The following is a 26165-nucleotide window of genomic DNA, read 5'->3' as shown; positions in this document are numbered from 1 at the left end:
ACTCTCGCGGTCAGTAGCGGTAGTGCTCGGGCTTGTACGGGCCCTCGACGTCGACGCCGATGTACTCGGCCTGCTCCTTGGTGAGCTTGGTGATCGAGCCGCCGAGCGCTTCGACGTGGATGCGAGCAACCTTCTCGTCGAGGTGCTTGGGCAGCCGGTAGACCTCGTTGTCGTATTCACTCGGCTTGGTCCACAGTTCGATCTGCGCGATGACCTGGTTGGAGAAGCTGTTGCTCATGACGAACGACGGGTGACCGGTGGCGTTGCCGAGGTTCAGCAAGCGGCCCTCGGACAGCACGATGATCGAGTGCCCGTCCTTGAACTGGAACTCGTCCACCTGCGGCTTGATGTTGATCCGCGTGACGTCGGCTGCCTTCTCGAGGCCGGCCATGTCGATCTCGTTGTCGAAGTGACCGATGTTGCCCAGGATCGCCTGGTGCTTCATCTTGCGCATGTGCTCGAACGTGATGATCTTGAGGTTGCCCGTCGAGGTGATCACGATGTCGGCCTGCTCGATGAACTCGTCGACCGTGCGCACGTCGAAGCCGTCCATCAGTGCCTGCAGGGCGTTGATGGGATCTGCTTCGGTGACCGTCACGCGAGCGCCCTGGCCCTTGAGTGCCTCGGCGCAGCCCTTGCCCACGTCGCCGTAGCCGCAGACCAGCACGGCCTTGCCGCCGATGAGAACGTCGGTGCCACGGTTGATGCCGTCGATCAACGAGTGGCGAGTGCCGTACTTGTTGTCGAACTTGCTCTTGGTGACCGAATCGTTGACGTTGATGGCCGGGAACGACAGCTCACCGGCTGCAGCGAACTGGTACAACCGCAGCACACCGGTCGTGGTCTCCTCGGTGACACCCTGCACGGACGCGGCGATCTCGGTCCACTTGGTCGTCGACGCCTCGAGGGAGCGACGCAGCAAGCCGAGGAACACCTTGTACTCGTCGGAATCCTGGTCGTCGTCGGTCGGCGGCACGACGCCTGCCTTCTCGAACTGAGCGCCGCGCAGCACCAGCATCGTGGCGTCACCGCCGTCGTCGAGGATCATGTTGGCAGGCTGATCGGGCCAGGTGAGCATCTGCTCGGCGGCCCACCAGTACTCCTCGAGGCTCTCGCCCTTCCAGGCGAACACCGGAACGCCCTTGGGCTCTTCGACGGTGCCGTACGGGCCGACGACGACGGCCGCGGCAGCGTGGTCCTGGGTGGAGAAGATGTTGCACGAGGCCCAACGCACCTCGGCACCGAGTGCCACCAGCGTCTCGATCAGCACAGCGGTCTGCACGGTCATGTGCAGCGATCCGGATACTCGCGCGCCCTTGAGCGGCTGAACGTCGGCGTATTCGCGACGAAGCGCGATCAACCCGGGCATCTCGTGCTCGGCCAGCCGTATTTCCTTGCGGCCGAATTCTGCGAGTGACAGGTCTGCGACCTTGAAGTCGATTCCACCGCGGTGTTCCACGGTGAGTGCCGATCCTGACGTAACTGAGGTCGTCATCTTGCCTCTCCTGTTGACTTGAATGTCTTCGTCCAGGCTATCGGGTCACGGCGCGCGGCGACCGCCTGCCCGGCGAATCGGTCCGATGCCCGGGAGACGGCTCGTCGAGTGGCGTCCCGGTCACCCGCGTTGCTGGGCTCGCGCCAGAATCCGATCGCGCTTTCGGGGCAGGATGTTGGCCCGGAGGAGATCACCGTCGTAGTGATCGAGCACCCGCGGGTCCATCACCCGACGCCACAGCGGCGGTACCGCTGCCAGTACAACCATCGTCGCGTACCCGGCAGGCAACTGCGGGGCCTCCTCGCACGAAAGCAACGTCTGGTACCGCTTCCCCGGATTGGCGTGATGATCGCTGTGTCGCTGCAGGTGGTAGAGGAAGATGTTGGTGCACAGCCGGTCGCTGTTCCAACTGTGCCGCGGCGCACACCGCACGTATCTGCCTCGCTCGTTCGTCTCGCGCAGCAGTGCGTAGTGCTCCACGTAGTTCACCATCTCCAGGAGCACGAATCCCACGACGGCTTGTATCAGCAGATACGGCGCGATCGCCCAGCCGAAGACGACCATCAGCGTGACGAAGAGAACGGCGCTGAGCAGCCAGGTGTGCAACAGGGCGTTCGACGGGTGAGACACGGAGTGGCCCTTGCGACGCAGCCGCCGAGCCTCGAGCTTCCAGGCCGAGGCCAGGCCGAGAAGAGCGCTGCGCGGCACGAACGTCCACACGCTCTCCCCCAGCCGGGCACTGGCCGGATCCTCCGGAGTGGCGACCCGCACGTGGTGACCGCGGTTGTGCTCGACGAAGAAGTGTCCGTACAGGGTCTGCGACAAGGCCACCTTCGCCAGCCAGCGTTCGTGCTGCTCGACGCGGTGGCCCAGCTCGTGGGCGGCGTTGATTCCGGTTCCCGCGACCAGGCCCACCGTCACTGCGAGCCCGATCTTGTCCACCACGCTCAGACCGCCGTACGCCCACATCCAGCAGGCGACGATCAGACCGATGAATTGTATGGGCAGGAACAGGTAGGTACACCAGCGGTAATAGCGGTCGTTCTGCAGCTTTTCGGCGGCAGACGCATCCGGGTTGTGACCGTCCTCGCCCGCGAGCAGATCGATGATCGGAATGATCACGAAGAACACCAGGACGCCGCTCCACCAGAACACCGGCATGCCGGTCCAGTACACCAATTGGGACGGCAACAGTGCCGATGCCGGTGCCAGCAGACCCAGCATCCACAGGTATCGCTTGTTGTCCCACCGCCGAACCGCAGGTGCAGCCCCGGCCGAATTCCGCTCCCCGAAAGCGACACCCGAAGCCTCCGATGAGGTGATCCGGCCGTCCACGCTCACACTTGCCACACCCTCTCACCGAAAGTTTGCAGTCCTAGAAGTTTGTTTTCGAGGGTATAACATCCCGGGCGTTGGGACCGAGGGGTGTGACGTACACCCCGGACACGTCAGGCCCGAGAAAACCGGCCCCGCCCGCACAGTCGACGGTCGGGGCCGGCCTCGCAGGACGACTCAGCGGCGTTTCACTCGGATCGCGACTCGGCCTTCTTCGCCTCGAGCAGTCCCATCACCGAATGGCGTCGGCCGTACAGCACGTAGATGACGACACCGGCTGCCATCCACACCAGGAAACGCAACCACGTTTCGACCGACAGGTTGAGCATCAGCCACAGGCACGCGGCCACTGCCAGGATCGGAACCAGCGGAACCCAGGGCACGCGGAATCCGCGTTCGAGATCGGGACGCGTCCTGCGGAGTACGAGGACACCGGCAGACACCAGAACGAACGCGAACAGCGTGCCGATGTTGACCATTTCCTCGAGCGTGCCGAGCGGGACGAACGCGGCCAGCAGTCCGACCACCACACCCACCAGGATCGTCGTTCGAACCGGCGTGCCCTTCTTTCCGGTGTGCGCCAGACCGCGCGGCACGAGGCCGTCTCGCGACATGGCGAACAAGACGCGGGTCTGCCCCAGCATGAGAACCATGACCACCGTCGTCAGACCGGCCAGTGCGCCGAACGAAATGATGTTCTTGGCCCACGTCAGCCCGTTCAGCTCGAAAGCCGTTGCCAGCGTGGCACTGTCGCCGGCCAGATCCGTGTACTTCACCATCCCGGTCAGCACCAGAGTGACCGCCACGTAGAGCACGGTCACGATGGCCAGAGATCCGAGGATGCCGCGCGGCAGTGCTTTCTGCGGCTCCTTGGTCTCCTCTGCCGTGGTCGCGACCACGTCGAAGCCGATGAACGCGAAGAACACCAGCGACGCCGCCGCCAGCAGTCCGTACCAGCCGAAGGTGCTACCGCCGGCACCGGTGACGAAGGAGAAGAGGGACTGATGGAGCCCTTCACCGGTGGACGCCGGCTCGGACGGCGGAATGTACGGGTCGTAGTTGGCGACCTTGATGTAGAACGCACCGAGCACGACGACGAACAGCACCACGATCACCTTGATCGCTGTGATCACCAACGACACTCGCGAGGACAACTTGGTTCCCGAGGCGATGAGAACCGTCAACACCACCACGATGAGCAGTGCGCCCCAGTCGAAGTTCAACGAACCGATCTGCAGTACCGGGGCCGACGTACCGAGCAGGTCTCCCAGGTAGAGCGACCACGCCTTCGCCACCACCGCCGCGGCGAGTCCGAATTCGAGAATCAGATCCCAGCCGATGATCCAGGCGATGAACTCGCCGAACGCGGCGTAGGAGAACGTGTAGGCACTGCCGGCGACCGGAACCGTGGAGGCGAACTCGGCGTAGCACAGGGCCGCGAGTCCGCAGGCGATGGCCGCCAACACGAACGCCACCGAAACAGCCGGTCCGGCAACGTTTCCGGCAGTCCTCGCCGTCAGCGTGAAGATGCCGGCTCCGACGGCGACCGCGACACCGAACACGGTCAGGTCCCACGAACCGAGCTCCTTGCGTAATTTGGTATCCGGTTCGTCGGTGTCCTTGATCGATTGTTCGATCGACTTGGTCCGGAACCACCCCGTCGTACGCGGGGCCTTCCTGGGCCGGTCTGCCTTGGTCATCGGACCTCCGTATCGCCACTTCGCTTCTGCAGACGGCCGTTCCGATCGGACACACCCGTCCCAGACTTCACTGTGACATCACCCTATTGGTTGCGGGCACCCGTGTTGCACACTTCGACCACTCGACTTGCAGCGCGTTACGACTAACGTGATCCGACTGCGGCCACGAATACTTCGGCCCCCTCGGAGTCCGCGGTGACGGTGACGGATCGGTCGGCAGCGGGAATCCACGCCGAACTGCCCTGGGCCACGGTGAGCTCGGCAAGTGTGTCACCGGTCGTCGCGAGCACCGAACCGCTGGTGCACAACAGTATTCGCGGACCGGTTCCAGGAATCTCGACGGTCTCACCCGAGCCGATCGTCGTCCGGGTGAGGGCGAATTCCGGGGCCGGCGTCGGGTATCGGTAGGTGGGCCGGTCGTTCTCACCCGGCGTGATCGGCGAGATGTCGGCGGGCTCGAAGTCCAGCACCCGCAACAACTCCGGTACGTCGACATGCTTGGGCGTCAACCCTCCGCGCAGAACGTTGTCGGAGTTGGCCATGATCTCCACTCCGGTTCCGCGCAGATACGCATGGAGATTGCCCGCATCCAAGTACAGGCCCTGACCTGGAGTCAGGGTGATCCGGTTGAGAAGCAGGGCCGCCAAGACACCGGCATCACCGGGATACGACTCCCCCAGCTCGAGCAGAGTCCGTGCCTCGGCGGCGAATCGGCCGCCGTCGGAACGGGCGGGCCCCGACAGATAATCGATGCAGCCCTGGGCAACTGCAGGCAAGAGGTCGTCCAAAGACTGTCCGGGCAACGTGATCCACGAGGTGAACACGGTTCTCAGGCCCGAAGCGTCGGGCTGAGCGGCGAGCAACGTGCGGTACCCCGCGAGCGACGGCACGGCCAATGCATCGAGAAACTCGACCGTCTCGGCCGGTTGCCGAAAACCTGCCAATGCTTCGAACTCGGTGAGCGCGACGATCAGCTCGGGCTTGTGATTGGGGTCCCGGTAATTGCGCACCGAAGAATCGATCGGCACACCTGCGGCATTCTCCCGCGCGAAGCCCTCACGCGCCTGCGTGCTGCTCGGATGTGCCTGCAACGACAGAGGTTCCTCTGCGGCAAGCAGTTTCAACAAATACGGCAGCCGCGACGAGAAGTCCTGTGCAGAGCCGCCCAACTGCGTATCCGGATCCCCGTCGATGAGTGTCAACAACGGCGTGCTGCCACCCTCGTGGACCACGTGAGCAGAATCGGCCGGGTGTGCACCCAGCCAGATCTCCGCCTCGGGATGATCGGACGGTACCGGCCGGCCCTGGATACGAGCCAGTGCTGTGCGCGAACCCCAAGCGTAGGACCGGACTGCGCCTCGCAGGAGTTGCACTAGCTACCGCCCATCAAAGACAGATACGCGGCAGTGGTGTCCAACCGCGTCGCCAACACGGACATCGTGTCGAGCATCGAGAGTGTAACCGGATCCGATGACGCCGCGCGGGCCTCGAAACCCGAACCCACGAACTCTCCGCCCGACATCGCCTCACCGGCTTCGGTCAGTATCAGATCGGAATTCGGAACACCGGCGATGCGTCGTTCCGTGAACGCGCGATCGGATTCGGACGCCACGACGAAAATCCGCATCGGCTGCTCCGGAGCCGGTCCGTCGAGCTGCTCGTCATGAAAGATCGAGTCGAATGTGCTTGCCGGACCGGATGATTCGACCATGGACGCACGGATGGACGCGGCGATGACATCGCCGAGCTCACCCGCGGCCACAATGAGACCGGCCACCCGCAGCAACACCTCGCTACCGTGCCGCGCCACCTCGACCGCAGCCGGCCCGGCACCGCTGATCACCACACGTCTACCGCTGAACCCACTGGCAAGAGCTTTGGCAGGGTTGTGGAACACCTCGTTGGACGGGCTGTTGCGCACCGCCTCGGCGTCGAGCAGATCGGCCAATCGAGAAAGGTTGGGCAGCAGCGCCTTCCACGAACCGCCGGAAACCGCACCGAGGACGGCCACGAAGGCGGCAAGGTAGCGCATCAGCGCGTTGTGGTCACGAACGGCTATTCGCGGCGGCAACCACATGACCCTCGCACCGCGCACGGCACGCAAGGGGCCCTCTTCCGGGGCCACGACCACGACCTCGGCACCACGACGCGCGGCCGCATCGACCGATTCGGCCAGACGCGGATCGCCTGCATCGTCGCCGGCCACCACGACGACGTCCAACGGCCCGATCCACGGCGGAGTTCCGGTACTACGGACGAGGGGTACACCCAGATGATTTCCGAGAGCAGCGACAAGGAGAGACGCGGCCCGGCTGCTACGGCCGTCACCGGTCACGATCACCACGCTGCGAGGTCGTAGGTCGGCCAGGCGCGCGAGCACCGACTCTTCGACCGCAGTGGCGACAGCGCGTACTTGCGCACCCGCGAGCGCGGCGCTGCGGAGCGCGCCCTCCCGATCGGCGGCCACGATCGCGCCGGCGTCGTCGAGATCGACCAGAGACGTCACTGCCCTCATGACCTCGGCACCTTCCCTTGCGTCACCGACTCGAAATGCCTGTGTACCCACTAGTGAACTCTAGGTAACCACTATTCCAGTCCGGCGCGAACGACGCTCAATATCTCGGTCGACAACGCGTCGACCTCGGTCCGGGTGCGCGCCTCGACATTGAGTCTGAGCAACGGCTCGGTGTTGGACGCGCGCAAGTTGAACCACGCACCACCCTCGAGGTCGACGGTCACCCCGTCGAGACGGTCGATGCCGGTGGTCCGATCGGCGAACGCGTCGAGCACGGCCTGGGTGCGCTCGGCTGCGTCGTCGACCGTCGAGTTGATCTCACCCGACGCGCTGTACGTCTCGTACGAGGCCATCATCTCCGAGAGCGGCCGATCCTGTGCACCGAGGGCAGCGAGTACGTGCAGCGCGGCGAGCATGCCGGAATCGGCACCCCAGAAATCGCGGAAGTAGTAGTGAGCGGAATGTTCTCCGCCGAAGATCGCACCGGTGTCGGCCATCTGCTGCTTGATGAACGAGTGCCCCACTCGGGTGCGGACCGGCTTCCCACCGAGCTCGGTGACCAGTTCCGGCACCGCACGCGAGGTGATCAGATTGTGAATGATCGTCGCACCGGGCTCCTTGGCCAGTTCGCGTTCTGCCACCAAGCAGGTCACGGCCGACGGCGACACCGGATCGCCCTTCTCGTCGACGACGAAGCACCGGTCAGCGTCTCCGTCGAACGCGAGCCCGATATCGGCACCGGTCTCGACGACGAAGCGCTGCAGATCCACCAGGTTCGCCGGATCCAGTGGGTTGGCCTCGTGATTGGGGAAGCTGCCGTCGAGTTCGAAGAACAACGGTTCGATCGTCACCGGGAGCGGAGCGAACACCGCGGGGACGGTGTGCCCGCCCATGCCGTTGCCCGCGTCGACGGCGATCTTCATGGACCCGATGCCCGAGAGATCGACCAGATCTCGGACGAACCCGGCGTAGTCGGCCAACACGTCTCGCGACGTTGCCGTACCGGCCGGACCGTCGAACTCCGGCACCCCGTCGATCAGTTCCGATTTGATCGTGGCCAGTCCGGTGTCCTGCCCCACCGGCTTGGCACCAGCGCGACACAGCTTGATTCCGTTGTACTTCGCGGGATTGTGGCTTGCGGTGAACATCGCACCGGGGCATTCGAGCAGGCCCGACGCGAAGTAGAGCTGATCGGTCGAGGCGAGACCGATGTGCACGACGTCGAGTCCCTGCGCGGTGACGCCGTCCGCGAAAGCGCGGGACAGGCCCGGCGAGGAATCGCGCATGTCGTGTCCGATGACGACTGTGCGCGCCGCGCCCTTCTCGTCGCGGACCAAACGGGCGAACGATGCACCGACGTCTCGGACGAACGCCTCGTCGATCTGTTCACCTACGACGCCACGGACGTCGTAGGCCTTGATGACGGCGTTGACGGACTCTGCGGTTCGGGCCACGAAGATTCTCCTGATTGTCGGTCGTCCGGTGCCGCACATCGGCGTCGGACATCCAGCGTTGGGTACGGGGCGATCACCACCGAAGCTCGGCAGACCGGCTTGTCCGTTTCGGTACTGATGCAAACCTTGCCAGACGCCCGGTGGACAGGCCAGCCGACCCGTCGTTCGTTCGGGCGAACGCAGCGTCGCATCCGCCGCGGGGTTCCGAGCAGGGGTCTAGGACGTGGGATCGGGTAGCACTCTGAGGTGTCCGCGTCGGCCGGTTCGGACGGCAGGCGCGGCCCGTCGGTCGGTGTCCTGGTGACGAGCGGGCGACCGGTCACCACTGTCTCGCTCCTCGGAGCGCGTTCGGTCCCCTCGACCGGCTTCGCGTACGGCCTCGGCCAGTGCGGTCAGATCGTCCTCGTCGGGGGTCGACGTCGAATAACCACCCTCGTACCGCACGAGCTCCCAGCCCTTGGGTGCCGTGGTTGTCGACGCATGGACCTCGCACAGGTCCCAGGAGTGCGGCTCGTCCACGGTGGCCAGCGGACCGACGACCGCAGTGGAGTCGGAGTAGACGTATGTGAGCGTCGCAACGGCAGAACGGTTGCAACCAGGCCTGCAGCAGCCACGCAGTGATCTCACGAGTGCAGAGTATCCGGTACGTGCAACCGACCGAACGACCGACACACCGGACAGGCGCGATAACCTGCCCCCATGCCTCAGTTCTCTTCCGCGCGCAGGATCACGTCGCGGTCCGTTGCGCGGCACGGCCGCGGAATCCGCGGACCGGTGCTGCCCGAGGACCTACCGGCCCGGCGATCACGTGCAGAGAAGTTCGACCGGCTGGTACTCGACGCGTTCGCGCGCATCGACCACCGGTGGCACGACAAGCTCTCGAAGCTCGACATCGCCGTCGACGACGTGCCCAAGATCAGGGCGTTGGACCCGGAATCGGTCACGTGGCCACCCGAGGTGGTCGCGGAAGGACCGGTACCCCTGTCGCGGCTGGTTCCCGTCGGGATCGACAAGCGCGGAGAGACGACACGCGCCCGTGTGGTGCTGTTCCGGCGTCCGCTCGAGCGGCGCGCGAAGCACCCGGAAGATCTGGAGGACCTACTGTTCGAGGTCCTGGTGGAGCAAGTGGCGACGTACTTGGGAATCGACCCCGACGAGGTGGACCCCGCCAGCGCCGAGCCGTGACTCGGTGTCGGGCCGTGACGCAGTGTCGGCCCGTGGGTGAATCACCCGGAACGCGTTCGGCTCAGCCGATCCCGCGCTTGAGCCGACGACGCTCACGCTCGGACAGACCGCCCCAGATCCCGAATCGCTCGTCGTTGGCGAGAGCGTATTCGAGGCATTCGTCCTTCACCTCGCAACCGAGGCAGATTCGCTTCGCTTCGCGGGTCGAGCCGCCCTTCTCGGGAAAGAAGGCCTCGGGATCGGTCTGAGCGCACAGGGCGCGCTCCTGCCACTGATCCTCGATCTCCTCGAACATCTCGTCGAAACCCGCCACGAGACTGAGGAACGGCTTCGCGGGTGGAACCGATTCCGCCACGAACGGCATCGAATCGGCGTCGTTGTCCGAATCGTCGATATCGACATCATCGACGTCGGGGATCTCGATGTCCTGATCGATTCGCACGGCGTCACTCGAGAGTTCGCTGTCGACCGAATCGTTCGACGGGGTCACGTACGCAGAACCGGCGTCGACGGAGACGCTCGAATCCACGCCGGAATCGGACTCGGTTTGCGGCGCGTCGTCGACAGCGCTGAGGTGTGCAGTGGGTCCGCCCCGCTGATCACGTGTCACGTGCTGGTCATACATCGCTTCCGCCTCCTCACCTGTGGTAGCGCAGATACTTTCGGTCCTCGTAATCTCGAATACCTTGCCCCGCGCCGGTATTCGATCGAGCTGGTACGTCCGAGCCGGCTCTCCACCCGTCCAACTCTCGACCTCTACTCGACGTCCACTCAGGAACGAACAGGAAGGGAACGAGTGTTCGAAACCAGGTTCGCTGCAGTCGAACTCGTGCCGCGAACGCTGAATGACATACCTGTGATTAGACACGTACAGGTGTGTCGCGGTCAAGCCGATCGCACAAATCCAATACCATCCCATGCCCGAAATCGGCTGTCTCCCCGAATCGGAGCGCGTCCTGTGCGTGTCGCGGCGGTTCTCGGGCTCGGATCCCGGCCCCACGGACGGTCCGGGTGGGCGCTCACCCGGACCTGCGGCAACCGCACTAGGCTCGCATGTTGTGAAAGTTACTGTTCTGGTCGGTGGCGTCGGTGGCGCACGGTTCCTCCAGGGGCTCAAATCCCTGTTCGGCGACTCCCTTCTCGGCGACGAACCCGAGAACGAGATCACTGCGGTGGTCAACGTCGGCGACGACGTCTGGATGCACGGCCTTCGCATCTGCCCGGATCTGGATACGTGCATGTACACCCTCGGGAACGGGATCGACACCGAGCGCGGCTGGGGCCGGGTGGCGGAGACATGGAACGCCCGCGACGAGTTGGCCGCGTACGGAGCAGATCCCGACTGGTTCGGGCTCGGCGACAGGGACATCGCCACGCACTTGATCCGCAGTCGCATGCTGCGCACCGGATTTCCGCTGTCGGCCGTCACCGAGGCGCTGTGCAACCGGTGGCAGCCCGGGGTTCGATTGCTGCCGGTCACCGACGACCGCTCGGAAACACACGTCGTGGTCACCGACCCCGACGACCCCAGCGGCGAGCAGCAACGCGCAATCCACTTCCAGGAGTGGTGGGTTCGCTACCGCGCGCAGATTCCCACGCACAGTTTCGCTCATATCGGTGCCGAACAGGCCACTGCTGCACCGGGAGTCGCCGAAGCGATCGCCGAGGCCGACGCGGTGATCCTGGCCCCGTCCAACCCGGTGGTCAGTGTCGGCGCAATTCTTGCCATACCCGGCATCCGCGGCGCACTGCGCACCACCGCCGCCAAGGTCGTCGGCCTGTCCCCGGTGGTGGACGGTAAACCGTTGCGCGGCATGGCAGACGAGTGCCTGTCGGTCATCGGCGTCGAGACGACGGCCGAGGCCGTCGGCCGCCTCTACGGAAGCCGAAGCGGCACCGGCATTCTCGACGCCTGGCTGGTGCACAGCACCGACTCGGCGGTGGTCGACGGAGTCGACGTGCAGTCGATTCCGTTGCTGATGACCGACCCGGAGACCACAGCGGTGATGGCACGCACCGCCCTGCGCGCGGCCGGACTCGAACTGTGACCGCCCCACGCGACGTGGCGTCGATGCCAGAGGCTCCCGGTGACCACGCACCGGGCGGATCGATCGAAATCCTGCCGGTCACCGGACTTCCCGAGTTTCGTCCGGGCGACGATCTCGCCGCAGCGATAGTCGACCGAGCGCCCTGGCTGCGCGACGGAGACGTCCTCGTGGTCACCAGCAAGATCGTCTCCAAGGTCGAGGGACGTCTGGTGCCCGCACCGCAGGACCCCGAGCAGCGGGACGCAGCCCGCCGGGTCCTCGTCGATCAGGAGGCCGTTCGCGTCGTCGCCCGAAAAGGCCGGACGCTCATCACAGAGAACCGCCTCGGCATCGTGCAAGCCGCGTCGGGAATCGACGGGTCCAACGTCGACGGCAGCGAACTGGCGTTGCTCCCGGAGAATCCCGACGCCAGTGCTGCGGCTCTTCGGCAAGCACTGCTCGAGTCGGCTGAAGTCACCGTGGCTGTCGTGATCACCGACACGATGGGCCGGGCCTGGCGGATCGGTCAGACCGATGCCGCGATCGGGTCTGCCGGCCTGGCGGTGGTCCACCGATACGCCGGGGCTGAAGACGGGCAGGGCAACGAACTGATCGTCACCGAAGTCGCGATCGCCGACGAGCTCGCTGCGGCAGGCGATCTCGTGAAGGGCAAGCTGGGTGGTGTTCCGATAGCCGTCGTCCGTGGCCTGTCACCGGTCGACGACGGGTCCACCGCCGCCACCCTGCTGCGCGGCGGCGAGGACGACCTGTTCTGGCTGGGAACCGCCGAGGCACTCGAACGTGGTCGACGCGAGGCCCTGCTTCGCCGACGGTCGGTTCGATCGTTCTCCCCCGATGCAGTAGACCCGGACTCGATTCGGAGCGCCGTCGCGGACGCCCTCACCGCCCCCGCCCCGCATCACACCCACCCCGTCAGATTCGTCTGGATCAGAACACCCGCGGTGCGTCGCCGACTGCTCGAGACCATGCGGGAGCAGTGGCGAGCCGATCTGGCCGGCGACGGACTGACCGAGGACCGCATCGCCGCCAGGCTGAGCCGCGGTGACATTCTGTTCGATGCGCCGGAAATCGTGATTCCGTTCTGTGTGCCGGACGGGGCGCACACCTATCCCGACGAGAGGCGTCGGGCAGCCGAGGACACCATGTTCACCGTGGCGGTCGGTGCCGCCGTTCAGGGTTTGCTCGTCGCCCTGGCCGTTCGCGATCTCGGTAGCTGCTGGATCGGTTCGACGATCTTCGCCGCCGATACCGTCCGCGCCGAGCTCGGCCTGCGTGCGGACTGGAAAGCACTGGGGGCCATCGCAATCGGACATCCTAGTGAACCGCTGACGGTACGAGACCCGGCCGCGCCCGGGTCCCTGCTGGTGGAGCTCTGATCGGCGATGTCCGCTACCTCGCTGTGGCAGTCCGCAGCCCAGACGCTCGACCGATGGGCACCGACCGACTCCAGGGACGAATCCCTTCGGCACACCGTGATCGCCTTTCTGCACAGCAATCCCGACGCGTGTCTTCGCGCCAACGAGGCCGGCCACATCACGGCGTCGTCGCTGGTGCTCGACGCGTCGGGACGGCACGTGCTGTTGACCCTGCATCCCAGGGTGGGCCGGTGGATTCAGCTGGGCGGTCACTGCGAGCCCGAGGACGAGACGGTCGTCGCCGCGGCACTGCGCGAGGCGACCGAAGAATCCGGAATTGCCGATCTGTCGATCGATCCCGAGTTGCTCTCTGCGCACACTCACCCGATCACGTGCTCGCTGGGTAAGCCGACCCGGCACCTGGACCTGCGGTTCCTGGTGCGCGCCCCGGACGGCGCGCGCGCCGTGCGCAGCGAGGAATCGACGGACCTGCGTTGGTGGCCGGTGGACGAACTACCCGACTCGGCCGAGCGCGAGACCATCGACCATCTCGTCGCGCTCGCCGCGCATCGCTGATCGGCCCGGGCGGCCCCGCTCAGCCCCTCGGGACGACGATCAGACGTCGGTGGAGAAGCGCACTCCCCCGTCGGGCAGCTTCACTCCTGGCCATACCCGTGCCCCACGCAGCAACTCGCAACGAGCTCCGATATCGGCACCGTCACCGATGACGGCGTCACGCACGAGTGCCCGCGGTCCGATGCGAGCTCCGAAGCCCAGGATGGACCGTTCGACCACGGCCCCCGCTTCGACGATCGCACCGTCGAACACCACCGCGCCGTCGAGACGAGCGCCTGCGCCGATCTCGGCACCACGCCCGACGACGGTTCCACCGATCAGCAGTGCGCCCGGCGCGACACCCGCTCCGGGGTGAACCAGGGACTCACCGCGATCTCCGTGCAGTGCGGGCGACGGCGCAATCCCGCGAACGAGGTCGGCCGATCCCTTGACGAAATCCTCGGGCGTACCCATGTCGCGCCAGTACGCACTGTCGACGTGCCCGTAGACCTTCTTGTTCTCGGCGAGCAAGGCAGGGAACACCTCTCGCTCCACCGACACCGGCCGGTCGGCTGCGATGGACTCGATGATCTCACGCTTGAACACGTAGCAACCGGCGTTGATCTGGTCGGTCGGCGGATCCTGGGTCTTCTCCAAGAATGCCGTGACTCGGCCGTTCTCGTCGGTCGGTACACATCCGAACGCTCGGGGATCGCCGACCCGAACGAGATGCAACGTCACGTCCGCGTCGGTCGTGCGGTGCGTATCGAGCACTGCTGTCAGATCGGTACCACCCAACACGTCACCGTTGAACACCATGACGTTGTCTGCCCGCAGTCGCGGCAACACGTTTCTGATTCCGCCGCCGGTGCCCATGGGTTCGGTCTCGAACACGTACTCGAGTTCGATGCCCAACGCCGACCCGTCGCCGAAATGTTGCTCGAACACTTCGGCTTTGAACGACGTTCCAAGAACCACGTGTTCGATGCCCGCAGCCTTGATCCTGGCCAGCAGGTGGGTGAGAAACGGGAGTCCTGCAGTCGGGAGCATCGGCTTGGGTGCCGACAGAGTCAACGGGCGCAGTCGAGTTCCCTTGCCGCCGACCAAGATCACTGCATCCGTACGTGCGGCGACCGATGGGGAACTATCCGACATGTCCAGCCTCTGTTCTCTCGTCCGACGGTCGTTCTTCACGAGCTCGGGCCCGAAGCGCCGAAGTCACAACGACCTTCGAGCGAAGACCGAGACCAGCGCGCAACGCCCATCGTAGTGGAGCCTGCCACACCCGGTCGTGTCTGTCGGCCTGGAATCGGTAGGCGCTGGTGTGGTGCGCGGGCAGCATCACTTCCGGATGCCGTCCTGCCGCATGGCCTTTCGAGTGCGTGACCTCGACATCGGGTACGTAGACGTTCTGCCAACCCGCCCGGCCCAGCCGGTCACCGAGGTCCACGTCCTCCATGTACATGAAGTAGCGCGAATCGAATCCGTCGATGGAGTCGAACGCCGCGCGGCGAAGCAACAGGCATGACCCCGACAGCCATCCCACCGGCCGCTCGGACACCGTCTCGTTCTCCTGGCGGTATCGCCGAGTCCACGGATTGGTCGGCCAGAGCTTGCCCAGAATTGCGTGGCCGGCCCCGGACGTCAGATCGGGCACCGATCGCGCGGACGGGTATCGCGACCCGTCCGGCTCACGAATGAGGGGGCCCAGCGAACCTGCGCGCGGCCATCGCGCCGCGGCGTCGAGCAATCCGTCCAGGGACCCGGGGTGCCACCTGACATCCGGATTGGCGACCACGACGAATTCGACCTCGGGGTCGACTGCGGCGATCGCCCTATTGACGGCAGCGCCGTAGCCGATGTTGGCACCGGTGCGCAGCAATTCCGCTTCGGCGAACGCAGCCTCGGCTGCTTCCGGAGTGCCGTCGACCGAGCCGTTGTCGGCCATGATGACTCGCACGGGCCGAGTCGTGGCCTCGCGAAGAGACGTCAGGAATTGCTCGAGGTATTCGCCGGGGGAATAGGTCACCGTCACCACGGCCAGGTCGGAACTCACGCGGGCAAGACTAGCCCGAGGCGGGCATCGATCCCGCATCACGACCGAGCAAGAGCCGCCGTCAGAGCGTCGGACCAGGGGCGGGGCGCACCGAGCCCGGCCGCGGACCACGCATTCGGTGACAGCACCGAGTATGCGGGCCGAGGTGCCGGGACAACATACTCTGCGCTCGAACACGGTCGCACCCGCTCGGGGTCGGCACCGATTCCCGAGAACACTGCCCGGGCCAGGTCGTACCAACTCGCCTGCCCGGCATTGGTGAAGTGGAGGGTCCTGCCGGTCACCGTCTCGTCGGCTTCGATCTCGAGCAGACCGGCCGCCAGGTCGAGGGCGAAAGTGGGCGATCCGATCTGGTCGTCGACCACCGAGACGGTCTCCCGCTCGCCTTCGAGTCTTCGCATCGTGGTGACGAAGTTCTTACCGGTGTTGTCGTAGACCCATGCGGTGCGCACGATGACGGCCTCGGGAAGTTCCTCACGCACCGCTGTCTCTCCGGCCAGCTTGGTGCGTCCGTACACGGACTTCGGCGCGGTCGCCGCATCGACGTCGTACGGTTCGGTCGCTGTGCCGTCGAACACATAGTCGGTGGAAATGTGAATCAGACGGGCACCGACACGCCCGCACGCCCGCGCGAGATTTCGGGGACCATCGGCATTGACGGCCATGGCCCTCGACTCGTCGGATTCCGCGGCATCGACGGCTGTGTACGCGGCGCAGTTGACGACGGTCGCACCCGCGGTCACCACGGCGTCGACGGCACCGGGGTCGGTGATGTCCAGGTCGGCGGACGAATAGCCGTGCACCTCGACGTCGGAATCACGCTCGGCGGCGAGCGAGACCACCCGTCGGCCCAACTGGCCGTGTGCACCGGTCACCACGATCGCATTCACGGTTGCCAAGTGTGGCACGCCGCGCTCGGTTCGGCGAGAGCGCGGCCGATCGCCAGTAACCTTCGACTCGGGGGGAGTGAACGTCAGTCGGTGGGTGTCCAAGCCTGCCGGAAACGAGGAAAGGGTCGAAGGTGCCACGAGATTCAGGCACGCACGGAGGTGAGCGCACGCCCCCACCACACCGGCGCACCTCGCGGCGAGCCGACGGCGACGGCCTGCGCGGCGACCGACGCGACCGTGACATCGACCCTCGCGCGTCCCGCGGGCGCGACTCTCAGGATCGACCTGTACGTCCCCCCGCAGACGGCGAACCGGGCGTGCATCGCCGAGGCGGCGTACGCGGCGACGAACGACGAACCACGGCCGGCCGTGCACGACGACCGCAGCGCGAGCCCCGAGACGACGGCCGAGGATCCGACGCAGGCGAGGTGCCCCGCCGACCGGGTGCCGGCGGCCGCTGGCCGGCGACCCACGTTGCGGTGGCCGTACTGTCGGTGCTCGTCCTGTTGGTGACCGGCTTCGCGTGGCGCAGCGTGGACAGTCTGCGGTCGAACATCGCCACTGCGGGCGGCCTCGGTCTGGGCGGCGCAGCGGACGGCGCCGTCGACATCCTGATGGTCGGCACCGACAGCCGCACAGACGCCCACGGCAACGCGCTCTCACCGGAAGAACTCGCCTCGCTCAACGCCGGCGAGGAAGTGGCGTCGAACACGGACACGATCGTGTTGATCCGCGTCCCGAACGACGGCTCGTCGGCCACTGCCATCTCCATCCCGCGCGACTCGTACGTCGAGGTGCCCGGGATCGGAATGTCCAAGATCAACGCCGCGTACGGAGCGACCAAGGAGAACAAACGGCTCGAACTGGTCGAGCAGGGAGTCTCCGATGCCGACGCCGAACCGCAGGCCACCGAGGCCGGACGTGAAGCGCTGATCGATTCCGTCGCCAACCTGACCGGCATCACGGTCGATCACTACGCAGAGGTCGGTCTGCTCGGTTTCGTTCTGCTGACCGACGCCGTCGGCGGAGTAGCGGTATGCCTGAACAATCCGGTTCAGGAGCCGTTGTCGGGTGCGAACTTCGCGGCCGGTGAGCAGAACCTGTCCGGTTCGCAGGCGCTGAGTTTCGTGCGGCAACGACACGATCTGCCCCGCGGTGACCTGGACCGGATCGTGCGCCAGCAAGTCTTCATGGCCTCCCTCGTGCGCAGCGTGCTCAGTGCCAAGACGTTGAGCAATCCGAGCAAGCTCGGTCAGCTCAGTACCGCGGTGCAGCGGTCGGTCACCCTCGATTCGGACTGGGACATCCTGCAGTTCGCCACTCGCCTGCAGGATCTCGCCGGCGGCAAGGTCAAGTTCGAGACCATTCCCGCGGTCGACATCAATGCGACGACCGACTACGGCGAATCCATCGTGCAGGTGGACCCGGCAGCCGTGAAGAAATACGTCGCCGGGTTACTCGAGGACGGGAACTCCGCCGAGACCAATGCCGAGAATTCGGATGCCCCGGCCGTCGATCCGTCGACGGTGACGGTGGACGTCGCGAACGACAGCGGTATCGAAGGACTCGCCAACGGCGTGGCCGGATCGTTGGCGGCGCTGGGATACGTCGGTGGCACCATCGGCAACTACGAGGGCTCGTCCATCTCGACGAGCCGCATCCAGGCCGCCGACGCGGACAGCGACGCCGCTCGCGCCGTGTCGGCAGCACTCGGTGGCCTGCAGGTCACCGCCGACGACACCATGCCTGCCGATGCCGTCCGGGTCGTGCTCGCCGACGACTACGCCGGCCCCGGCTCGGGCCAGGCCGCGACGGCCGAAACCGTTGCGCCCGAAGCAGGTACAGCAGTACCCGAGGAGCCTGCGGCACCGATCGACGCTGGTTCCACCGGCCCCATGTGCGTGAACTGACAGAACGAACGCCGCGCGGAGATCGAGCCGGGTCGGCGTCGACTAGGGTCGAGGTGTGGCATCGAACCTGACTCAAACCCTGCTCGAGCCGATCCTGGCGGCAGATCCGGCCGGTCCCCGCATCACGTACTACGACGATGCCACCGGCGAACGGGTCGAGGTGTCCGCCGTGACACTGGCGAACTGGGCGGCCAAGACTGCCAACCTGCTCCGTGACGAGTTCGCACTCGATCAGGGCGCGCGCGTGTGCGTGTTGTTGCCGGCGCACTGGCAGACCGCTGCCGTACTTCTGGGAATCTGGTGGACGGGCGGCGAGGTGGTGCTCGGTGCCGACGACTCCGCGGATCTCGCCCTGGTGCACGGCGATCGCCTCGAGGATGCTCCCGACGTCGACGAGGTCCTGGCGCTCTCGCTCGATGCCTTCGGTAAGGCAGTCCCCGATCTGCCCCTCGGGATGACCGACTACGCCACCTCGGTTCGCGTACACGGTGACCAATTCAGGGCGACCGGATCGGGGGCCGCGGCATTGGACGGCCGCTCGGTGGACGACGTCCTCGCCGCAGCGAGAGAACGCGCCGAGGCTCGTTCTTTCTCGGCCGCGGATCGAGTGTTGTCCGGTGCATCCTGGACCACCGCCGACGAGTTGATCGACGGACTGCTCTCGGTGCTCGCGGCCGGAGCGTCGTTGGTACAGGTGGCCAACTCCGACGAGAGCAAGAAAGAAAGACGCATCGACACCGAGAAGGTCACGACGACCCTCGACTGAACCGCCCTCGACTGACTCGCCGCCTCATCCGGTCGGTCGGTAGCCGCCGTCCGCGAGTCCTGCTTCGATCTCGAACCGATTGGCGCTGCCGCGGTGCCGCGCCTCCTCGACGAGGTAGCGGAACGGAAAGGTCAGCCCGAACCTCGCCCACTGATCGGCGTGAATCGCCTCGTGTCGCAGCACCCGACGAGCGGTGTTGTTCGCCGTCAGGTATGCCCCACCGAATGTGGTTCCGCCGCGGCCGAATCCGCCGCGCAGGCCGGAACAGACGAAAATCGAGAACTCGTCGTCGAAGCGTGCCGTTCCGCCCCACAGTTGCGAGTAGCGCAGTGCCAGCCGGGTCACCAGCACCGACTGCCACCGGCCGCGACCGGCTCGTCGTATCTGCTCGCGCCGCGACAGCACCGCACTCATCCCAGCAGCGTGGTACGCAGCGCTTTGTCCTTTTCCAGCACCATGGCCTCGAGGGAGGACTGGAAAGCCGACATCTGTTGCTGCAGAACAGGATCAGACGCCCCCAGGATTCGGACGGCAAGCAATCCCGCATTGCGAGCACCACCGATGGAGACCGTCGCAACGGGCACACCGGCCGGCATCTGCACGATCGAGAGCAGCGAGTCCATGCCATCGAGGTATTTCAGCGGAACCGGAACGCCGATGACCGGCAGTGGCGTCGCCGACGCCACCATGCCCGGCAGGTGCGCCGCTCCCCCGGCACCGGCGATGATCACCTTGATTCCGCGACCGGCGGCCTCGCGGGCGTAGTCGAGCATCCGCTGCGGGGTGCGATGAGCCGACACGACGCCGACCTCGAAGCGAATACCGAACTCCGCCAACGCTTCTGCGGCGGCTTCCATGGTCGGCCAGTCGGAATCGCTGCCCATGATCAGGCCTACTACAGCGGTACCGGGTTCGTCAGTCATGGTGCGGGTCCCATCCGTCGGTCCATTCGGCGTGCGACATCCAGTGCGCTGCACGTTCGGCTCGTTCGCGTACGGCCGCCACGTAGGCCGGGTCGGTGAGCGATCCGGACCTCGCGCCCAGAATGTTCACGTGACCGATCTTTCGGTCTTTCCGCTCGGTCTTGCCGTACAGGTGAACCTTCGCGTCGGGCATGCGAGCGAACAGGTGATGCAGGCGTTCGTCCATCGTCATCTCCGGCGCTTCGGGCGCACCCAGGATGTTCGCCATCACCGTCAACGGTGCCAGTGGATCGGTGTCACCGAGCGGGTAGTCGAGCACTGCACGCAGATGCTGCTCGAACTGCGAGGTGCGGCAGCCGTCCATGGTCCAGTGACCGGAGTTGTGCGGACGCATGGCCAGCTCGTTCACCAGAAGCTTGCCCGATGTGGTCTCGAAGAGCTCGACCGCGAGGTCTCCGACCACACCGAGTTCGCCCGCGATATCGAGCGCCAGCCGGCCTGCGTACGTGGCGACGTCCTCGTCGAGGTCGGGAGCCGGGGCCAGGACCACCGCACATTGACCGTGCCGTTGCACGGTCTGCACGACGGGCCACGCTGCACCCTGACCGAACGGCGATCGAGCGACCATCGCCGACAACTCGCGGCGCATGGCGACCTTCTCCTCGACCATGAGCGGCACGCCGAGGTCGAGCTGGGCGGTGACGATCTCCTCGGCTTCCTCGGCGTCGGCGGGCATCCAGACACCGCGGCCGTCGTAGCCGCCGCGGACCGCCTTGAGGACGACCGGCCACCCGTGTTCGTCACCGAACGTGATGGCGTCCTGCGCCCACGAGACCTCCGCGTACGCCGGTCCGGGTGCGCCCAGCTCTTCGAGCTTGCGACGCATCCGCAGTTTGTCCTGGGCGAAGATCAACGCACTCGGCGGCGGCTGGACGTTGACACCTTCGGCAACCAGAGTGTCGAGGTGCTCGGTCGGGACGTGCTCGTGGTCGAACGTCAGGGCGTTGGACCCCGTCGCGGCCGTACGCAGCGCCTCGAGGTCGTCGTGATGCCCGAACACGACGTCGGGGCTCACCTGGGCGGCCGGCTCGTCTGCGCCCGCGGCCAACACGCGCAGCGTTTGGCCGAGCTCGATGGCCGACTGATGGGTCATGCGGGCCAGCTGACCTCCGCCGATCATCGTCACCACGGGCATTCCGGTCGACGACGGGCGCGCAGCGGTGGGGCGCGGTTCGGTACCTGTCACGGCTCACCATGGTGTCATGTCCCGCTGGTTCGGTCCGAACCGGCAGTCGCACGAGGGACGGCACTGTCGCGAAGACTGTGGAAGCACTGTTGCCGAGACTGTGGAAACGCTGATGAACAGAGCGTCGGTTCGCCGGATCGGGCGTTCGTTTCGTAGACTTCACCGTTGTGCCGACGATCGACAGCGTGCTTCGACGCTTACCCAAGCCCATCAGGGACCTTGCGATCCGGCACAGCGAGTTGATCAAGTTCGCCATCGTGGGCGGTACGACGATGGTGTTCGACCTCGTCATCTTCTACTCGTTGAGCCTGACGGTGCTCGAGCAGAAGCCGGTGATCGCAAAAATCATCTCGGGCGTACTGGCCACCCTGCTGAGCTATTTCCTCAACCGTGAGTGGGCCTTCAAGCACCGCGGCGGGCGTGAACGCCATCACGAAGCGCTTCTTTTCTTCGCCATCAGCGGCGTCGGCGTGCTCATCGCCGCCGGTCCGCTGTGGATCGCGAACAACATCTTCGACATCCGCGACGCCAACGAGTCGCTGACGATGGTCGTCGTCATCGACTTCGTGTTGAACTACATCATCGGCAACCTGCTGCAGATGGCGTTCCGCTTCTGGGCGTTGCGCCGCTTCGCCTTTCCCGAGGACAACGCGCGCACCATCCTGGAAGTGGACGCCGAGCGCAACGAGGATCCGACCGACGCATCGAGCGCGCTCGACTGACCCCTGGTTCTGTCAGTGCGGTCAGCGTGGTTCGCGCCGCGAGAGCGCGGGCGACGATTCGCGCCAGGCGGGCAGGAACACCGAGAACAGAGCCGGCCGTCTGCGTTGTAGTTCCAACCGTCCGCCGTCGGCCTCGATGAGGGCCCGGGCCAGTGCGAGACCGACTCCGGTCGAACCGGCTCCGGAGAAGCCGCGGTCGAAGATGTGGGGTGCCAGCTCGTTGCTCACCCCTGGACCCTCGTCGGACACCTCGACACAGACCAGTCGCTCTCGCCTCCGGTCCGTGCCCTCGGCAGCGGAGACGGCGCGTACGGCGACGGTGCAAGCACCGTCGCCGTGCACCAGAGAGTTGTCGACCAGTACCGACACGGCCTCGCGCAAACGCGATCCCGTCACCGATGCCTTGAGGTCTGCGTCGCCCTTGAGCACCAGACTCCGACCTGCATCGTCGAAATTTCGCTGCCATTCGACCACCGTGCCGGTCAGTTCCTCGATGACCGATACCTCGTGCGCATCGGCGGCACCGTCGCTGCGGGAGGATCGAACGAGTTCGTCGATGGCCAGGGTCAACCGGTCGACTTGATCCATCGCCTCGTTCGCCTCGTCGACCACCGCGGGATCCGGATGGGTGGAGATCTCGTCCAAACGCAGTCGAACGGCGGTCAGGCGGCTACGGAGTTGATGCGATACGTCGGCAACCAACGTGTGTTCGCGTTGCAGCCTCCCGGCGATCTCGACGGTGGCCGAGTCGAGAACCTCGGACACCCGGTCCAGCTCGGCAATGCCGTGGCGACGGGGATCCGGTCGAAAGTCGCCCTCGGCCAGTCGAGCGGCCCGCCGAGCGACGTCCTGCAATGGATCGGCCAGTCGTTTGGCCGTCACTACCGCTACCACTGTTCCGGCCAGGGCGGACGCCAGGACCACCAATGTCACCGCCCCGAGGGCCTGCCGCTGCAGTGAGCGCATGTCGTCGGACGGCACTTCGAGTCGGAGCGATCCAGAGGTCCCCATCGACAAGGATTCGACGAGGGGCCGAGGGACGGATGCCTGGCCGATGTCGGCGCGGGACGCGGCGTCCTCGGGCGTCGGATAGATGACGACCAGGCGGCCGCCCTGCGGAATCGCAAGACGCAGCGAACCGATGTCGAGTTGGCCCTCGATCAGGCCGGCCGAGCCCTCTTGCGAAATGATCTCCGCAGCCATTCGGTCGAGGCGCGCCTGCAGATCGTTTCGAGTGAAGTCCTCGACCCACAGCCAGGCCGTGTACATCAGCGGCAGCCCGAGCAACAGTGCCGTCATGATGACGACAGCGAGGATCGAGACCAGAATTCGACGCCGCATCGACGGCTAGTCGCTGTTGATGCGGAATCCGACACCGCGAACGGTCGCGATGCGACGCTCCGCCACCGGTCCTTCGTCACCGATCTTGCGGCGCAGCCAGGACATGTGCATGTCGAGTGTCTTGGATCCGCGCAATTCCGCGTCGCCCCACACCTCGCGCAGGATCACCTCTCGCGAGACCACCTGACCGGCATGATCGAGCAGCACCTTGAGCAACTCGTACTCCTTGTTCGCCAGTGAGATCTCGGTACCTCCGACGAGTACCCGTCGGGCCGCCGGTTCGAGACGAATCGCACCGACCTCGATGGGAACGTCCTCGCCGGCACCGCGTCGACGCAGGAGCGCTCGAACCCGAGCCATCAGCTCGGCGAGCCGGAACGGCTTGCCCACATAGTCGTCGGCACCGGCGTCGAGGCCGACCACGAAGTCGACCTCGTCCGTACGCGCGGTGAGCATCAACACGGCCACCTCCGACCGGTTGGCGCGGACCTGACGGCACACTTCGAGGCCGTCCATTCCGGGCAGCCCCAGGTCCAGGATCAGCAAGTCGAATTTGCCGTCGAGAGCACGCTGCAGCGTGGCGGGCCCGGTCTGTTCGACGGTCACGGTGTAGCCCTCGCGCCCGAGGGCACGAGACAGTGGTGCGGCGATAGCTTCGTCGTCTTCGGCAAGCAGAACATCGGTCACATGGGCAACCCTACGGTTCGAATGTGAGAACAGCCTGTGTTACCTGCGTTTACCCGCGCGCCAACCGGGCTTGGACTCGGCCGGTGCATCGTCGGCCATCGGCTCGAATGCTCGGTCCCGATCGTGAGCGGACTCGCGACGAAACTCCATCGAGTCGAATACTTGCTGGTAGAGCAGCGAATGGACGCGTTGCACCTGAGGAATGTCGTCGAACTCGAGTGGGTCGTCCGACGCCGACGCGATGATCAGGGTGCCGGTGCCGAGCATCCTGTCCAGCAGTCCGTGTCGAAACTGCACGTTGCTGATGCGGCTCATGGGGATGTCGATTCCGGAATGCGTGAGTACGCCCTGCCGAACGAGCACCCGACGATCGGTGACGATGAAGTGAGTGCACTTCCAGCTCACGAGCGGAACCAGGCATCGCTGCCCGACGATCGCTGCCCACGCCACCAGCGCGGCAATCGTGGCCACATCGGCAGCGGTGGATTCGAGTCGGGCACCTGCGACACCGAGGGCGACGCCGGCGAGACCCGTGGCGAGTACGAACGTGATCGACGGCAGGATCAACATCTTCCAGTGCGGGTGACGATGGAGGAGTAGCTCTTCCTCGTCGGCCAACGCATCCTGTGGGTAACCCACGTCCACTCCTGACTATTCGCGCCGGATCTGCCCGGGTGAAGATGGTCTCACGAGACAGGTCGAAGATGAGTCACGTCGCCGGCGGCGACCGCGAGCACCGACGGCGATGCAGAGCCTGCACGTTCGACCTCGATGACGATCCGGCCGTGTTCGTCCACATCGACAGCGGTTCCCACTTCGTTCTCACCCCCGGGCAGGTCGACCCGCACCCGCTGTCCGATGGTGCCGCACCGATCTCGATATCGGTGCGCCAGCGTGTCGGTATCCCAGTGCGCATCTCGCCATGAATCCACCTCCGCGGCCACCCCGCGCAGAATCGCACGCACCAGGGTGTCTCGATCGAGCACCGCGGCCTGTTCGAGCGCGAGTGACGTCGCCGTGGGCACCGGCAGCTCGGCCTCGGTCATCGAGACGTTCACTCCCAGGCCGACGACCACCGTCGGACTCGCTCCATGGACGGCTACCTCGGCCAGAATGCCCGAGACCTTCCGACCGTCGATCAGAACGTCGTTCGGCCACTTCAACCGCGCATCGACCTCGGCCACGGTACGCAGCGCATCGACCAGAGCCACGCCGGTCATCAGCGGCAGCCAGCCCAGCACCGCCGGGTCGATCCCCGGGAACTTCAGCAGCATCGACAGCAATATCTGCGATCTCGGAGCACCCGAGAACGGACGCGAATGCCTGCCCCGACCACTCCCCTGATGTTCGGCTATCAAGGCCGTCCGGTCCGCCCGGTCCGCCGCCGCAGCAACGAGGTCGGCATTGGTCGAACCGGTCTCGGTCACCACGTCCACCCGGGACCACGAGGCCTGCGGTCCGTCCACCAGGGCTCGACGGAGTGCGCGGACGTCGAGCGGTGGGCGATCCAGATTGGTCCACATGACCACCAGCATATGGGTTCGGCAAGAACCGACGTCGGCCCGTGAACCACCCTCGGTCGGGGCGCAGATCACACTCGCAGTTAAAGTGTTGCCCCATGACCAGCGTCCAGGATTCCACTGCACCCGGGTCGGCAGATGCACCCGATATCCATACCACTGCGGGTAAATTGGCCGATCTTCGTAAACGTCTGGGGGCTGCGGAGATGCCGTCGGGTGAGGCGGCGGTGGAGCGGGTCCATGCGAAGGGCAAGTTGACTGCGCGGGAGCGGATCACCGCCCTGCTCGACGAGGGCTCGTTCGTCGAGCTCGATGCGTTGGCGCGGCACCGATCCCAGAATTTCGGGTTGGGTGACAATCGCCCCTTCGGTGATGGTGTCGTCACCGGCTACGGCACGGTCGATGGCCGTGATGTGTGCGTGTTCTCCCAGGACGCGACCGTCTTCGGCGGCAGCTTGGGTG

The 26165-nt window shown here is 65.8% G+C and carries 27 protein-coding genes; 8 read left to right on the top strand and 19 right to left on the bottom strand.

Features of this window, described 5'->3' with window-relative positions; translation table 11 throughout:
• Positions 1–10: 10 nt before the first annotated feature.
• From ahcY to E4P29_RS08015, 7 genes are all read right to left on the bottom strand, one after another.
• Positions 11–1495, bottom strand: coding sequence for an adenosylhomocysteinase (gene ahcY, locus E4P29_RS08045; protein ID WP_135043654.1), 1485 nt, complete (start codon positions 1493–1495; stop codon positions 11–13).
• Between the two features lie 120 nt (positions 1496–1615).
• Positions 1616–2719, bottom strand: coding sequence for an alkane 1-monooxygenase (locus tag E4P29_RS08040; protein ID WP_135044187.1), 1104 nt, complete (start codon positions 2717–2719; stop codon positions 1616–1618).
• 299 nt (positions 2720–3018) lie between these two features.
• On the bottom strand, positions 3019–4530 hold the full coding sequence (locus E4P29_RS08035; RefSeq protein ID WP_135043651.1) for an amino acid permease: 1512 nt from the start codon (positions 4528–4530) through the stop codon (positions 3019–3021).
• Between the two features lie 143 nt (positions 4531–4673).
• Positions 4674–5903: a mannose-6-phosphate isomerase, class I gene (manA, locus tag E4P29_RS08030; protein ID WP_135043648.1), complete on the bottom strand. Its 1230-nt coding sequence runs from the start codon at positions 5901–5903 to the stop codon at positions 4674–4676.
• Positions 5903–7045 (bottom strand): tobH protein, encoded by a 1143-nt coding sequence (locus E4P29_RS08025; protein ID WP_135043645.1) that lies wholly within the window; start codon positions 7043–7045, stop codon positions 5903–5905. Before E4P29_RS08025 ends, manA begins: the two co-directional genes overlap by 1 nt.
• Before the next feature lie 71 nt (positions 7046–7116).
• The gene (locus tag E4P29_RS08020) at positions 7117–8499 is read right to left on the bottom strand and encodes a phosphomannomutase/phosphoglucomutase (protein ID WP_135043642.1); all 1383 of its coding nucleotides are present in this window, start codon (positions 8497–8499) and stop codon (positions 7117–7119) included.
• A gap of 216 nt (positions 8500–8715) precedes the next feature.
• Positions 8716–9126, bottom strand: a complete 411-nt coding sequence (locus tag E4P29_RS08015) for a DUF3499 domain-containing protein (protein WP_209205332.1) — start codon at positions 9124–9126, stop codon at positions 8716–8718.
• Positions 9127–9198: 72 nt separating this feature from the next.
• On the opposite strand from E4P29_RS08015, the gene E4P29_RS08010 reads away from it, so the two are divergent.
• Positions 9199–9684 (top strand): metallopeptidase family protein, encoded by a 486-nt coding sequence (locus tag E4P29_RS08010; protein ID WP_135043639.1) that lies wholly within the window; start codon positions 9199–9201, stop codon positions 9682–9684.
• A 61-nt stretch (positions 9685–9745) separates the two neighbouring features.
• On the opposite strand, the gene E4P29_RS08005 is transcribed toward E4P29_RS08010, so the two are convergent.
• Positions 9746–9979, bottom strand: coding sequence for a WhiB family transcriptional regulator (locus E4P29_RS08005; protein ID WP_027496498.1), 234 nt, complete (start codon positions 9977–9979; stop codon positions 9746–9748).
• Positions 9980–10742: 763 nt separating this feature from the next.
• Here E4P29_RS08005 and cofD point away from each other — a divergent pair.
• From cofD to E4P29_RS07990, 3 genes are read left to right on the top strand one after another with little or no spacing between them, the layout of a single operon-like run.
• Positions 10743–11732 carry a 2-phospho-L-lactate transferase gene (gene cofD, locus E4P29_RS08000; protein WP_135043636.1) on the top strand — a complete coding sequence of 330 codons (990 nt, stop codon included), beginning with the start codon at positions 10743–10745 and terminating at the stop codon, positions 11730–11732.
• A 23-nt stretch (positions 11733–11755) separates the two neighbouring features.
• Positions 11756–13108, top strand: coding sequence for a coenzyme F420-0:L-glutamate ligase (locus E4P29_RS07995; protein WP_135044183.1), 1353 nt, complete (start codon positions 11756–11758; stop codon positions 13106–13108).
• A 6-nt stretch (positions 13109–13114) separates the two neighbouring features.
• Positions 13115–13663: an NUDIX domain-containing protein gene (locus tag E4P29_RS07990; RefSeq protein WP_135043633.1), complete on the top strand. Its 549-nt coding sequence runs from the start codon at positions 13115–13117 to the stop codon at positions 13661–13663.
• Between the two features lie 39 nt (positions 13664–13702).
• Here the strand turns inward: E4P29_RS07990 and E4P29_RS07985 are convergent, their stop codons facing one another.
• The 4 genes from E4P29_RS07985 to E4P29_RS07970 all read right to left on the bottom strand — a co-directional run bounded on the left by E4P29_RS07985 (position 13703) and on the right by E4P29_RS07970 (position 17061).
• Entirely contained in the window at positions 13703–14797 is a 1095-nt protein-coding gene (locus E4P29_RS07985; protein ID WP_027496494.1) for an NDP-sugar synthase, read from the bottom strand.
• Positions 14787–15698: a glycosyltransferase family 2 protein gene (locus E4P29_RS07980; protein ID WP_135043630.1), complete on the bottom strand. Its 912-nt coding sequence runs from the start codon at positions 15696–15698 to the stop codon at positions 14787–14789. The genes E4P29_RS07985 and E4P29_RS07980 overlap by 11 nt, the downstream gene beginning before the upstream one ends.
• 38 nt (positions 15699–15736) lie before the next feature.
• Entirely contained in the window at positions 15737–16588 is an 852-nt protein-coding gene (gene rfbD / locus E4P29_RS07975; protein WP_135043627.1) for a dTDP-4-dehydrorhamnose reductase, read from the bottom strand.
• A 143-nt stretch (positions 16589–16731) separates the two neighbouring features.
• Positions 16732–17061, bottom strand: a complete 330-nt coding sequence (locus tag E4P29_RS07970) for a hypothetical protein (RefSeq protein ID WP_135043624.1) — start codon at positions 17059–17061, stop codon at positions 16732–16734.
• A gap of 6 nt (positions 17062–17067) precedes the next feature.
• On the opposite strand from E4P29_RS07970, the gene E4P29_RS07965 reads away from it, so the two are divergent.
• Positions 17068–18498, top strand: a complete 1431-nt coding sequence (locus E4P29_RS07965; RefSeq protein WP_135043621.1) for an LCP family protein — start codon at positions 17068–17070, stop codon at positions 18496–18498.
• A gap of 55 nt (positions 18499–18553) precedes the next feature.
• The gene (locus E4P29_RS07960; protein WP_135043618.1) at positions 18554–19264 is read left to right on the top strand and encodes a TIGR03089 family protein; all 711 of its coding nucleotides are present in this window, start codon (positions 18554–18556) and stop codon (positions 19262–19264) included.
• A 24-nt stretch (positions 19265–19288) separates the two neighbouring features.
• On the opposite strand, the gene E4P29_RS07955 is transcribed toward E4P29_RS07960, so the two are convergent.
• Genes E4P29_RS07955 through E4P29_RS07945 form a run of 3 tightly spaced genes read right to left on the bottom strand, consistent with a single transcriptional unit; the run spans position 19289 to position 21433 of the window.
• Complete coding sequence (locus tag E4P29_RS07955; RefSeq protein WP_209205331.1) at positions 19289–19678, bottom strand: hypothetical protein; 390 nt, start codon at positions 19676–19678, stop codon at positions 19289–19291.
• A complete protein-coding gene (gene purE, locus E4P29_RS07950; RefSeq protein WP_135043615.1) occupies positions 19675–20187 on the bottom strand; it encodes a 5-(carboxyamino)imidazole ribonucleotide mutase in 513 nt (170 codons plus the stop codon). The genes E4P29_RS07955 and purE overlap by 4 nt, the downstream gene beginning before the upstream one ends.
• Positions 20180–21433, bottom strand: a complete 1254-nt coding sequence (locus E4P29_RS07945) for a 5-(carboxyamino)imidazole ribonucleotide synthase (protein ID WP_135043612.1) — start codon at positions 21431–21433, stop codon at positions 20180–20182. Before E4P29_RS07945 ends, purE begins: the two co-directional genes overlap by 8 nt.
• Before the next feature lie 167 nt (positions 21434–21600).
• On the opposite strand from E4P29_RS07945, the gene E4P29_RS07940 reads away from it, so the two are divergent.
• Positions 21601–22155, top strand: a complete 555-nt coding sequence (locus E4P29_RS07940) for a GtrA family protein (RefSeq protein ID WP_135043609.1) — start codon at positions 21601–21603, stop codon at positions 22153–22155.
• 21 nt (positions 22156–22176) lie between these two features.
• Here E4P29_RS07940 and E4P29_RS07935 read toward each other — a convergent pair whose 3' ends face one another.
• The 4 genes from E4P29_RS07935 to E4P29_RS07920 are packed head-to-tail and all read right to left on the bottom strand — an operon-like array spanning position 22177 to position 25706.
• Positions 22177–23496, bottom strand: a complete 1320-nt coding sequence (locus E4P29_RS07935) for a HAMP domain-containing sensor histidine kinase (RefSeq protein ID WP_135043606.1) — start codon at positions 23494–23496, stop codon at positions 22177–22179.
• A gap of 6 nt (positions 23497–23502) precedes the next feature.
• On the bottom strand, positions 23503–24183 hold the full coding sequence (locus E4P29_RS07930) for a response regulator transcription factor (RefSeq protein WP_027496484.1): 681 nt from the start codon (positions 24181–24183) through the stop codon (positions 23503–23505).
• 39 nt (positions 24184–24222) lie between these two features.
• The gene (locus E4P29_RS07925; RefSeq protein ID WP_135043603.1) at positions 24223–24822 is read right to left on the bottom strand and encodes a PH domain-containing protein; all 600 of its coding nucleotides are present in this window, start codon (positions 24820–24822) and stop codon (positions 24223–24225) included.
• A 47-nt stretch (positions 24823–24869) separates the two neighbouring features.
• Positions 24870–25706 carry a biotin--[acetyl-CoA-carboxylase] ligase gene (locus tag E4P29_RS07920; protein WP_135043600.1) on the bottom strand — a complete coding sequence of 279 codons (837 nt, stop codon included), beginning with the start codon at positions 25704–25706 and terminating at the stop codon, positions 24870–24872.
• 95 nt (positions 25707–25801) lie between these two features.
• Between E4P29_RS07920 and E4P29_RS07915 the strand changes: the two genes are divergently transcribed.
• Positions 25802–26165: carboxyl transferase domain-containing protein (locus E4P29_RS07915; RefSeq protein WP_280634532.1), on the top strand; the 364-nt coding region annotated here is incomplete at its 3' end.

The sequence above is a fragment of the Rhodococcus sp. 1R11 genome, assembly GCF_004563845.1.
Lineage (GTDB): Bacteria > Actinomycetota > Actinomycetes > Mycobacteriales > Mycobacteriaceae > Rhodococcoides.
This window is presented reverse-complemented; position numbering and strand designations above follow the sequence as displayed.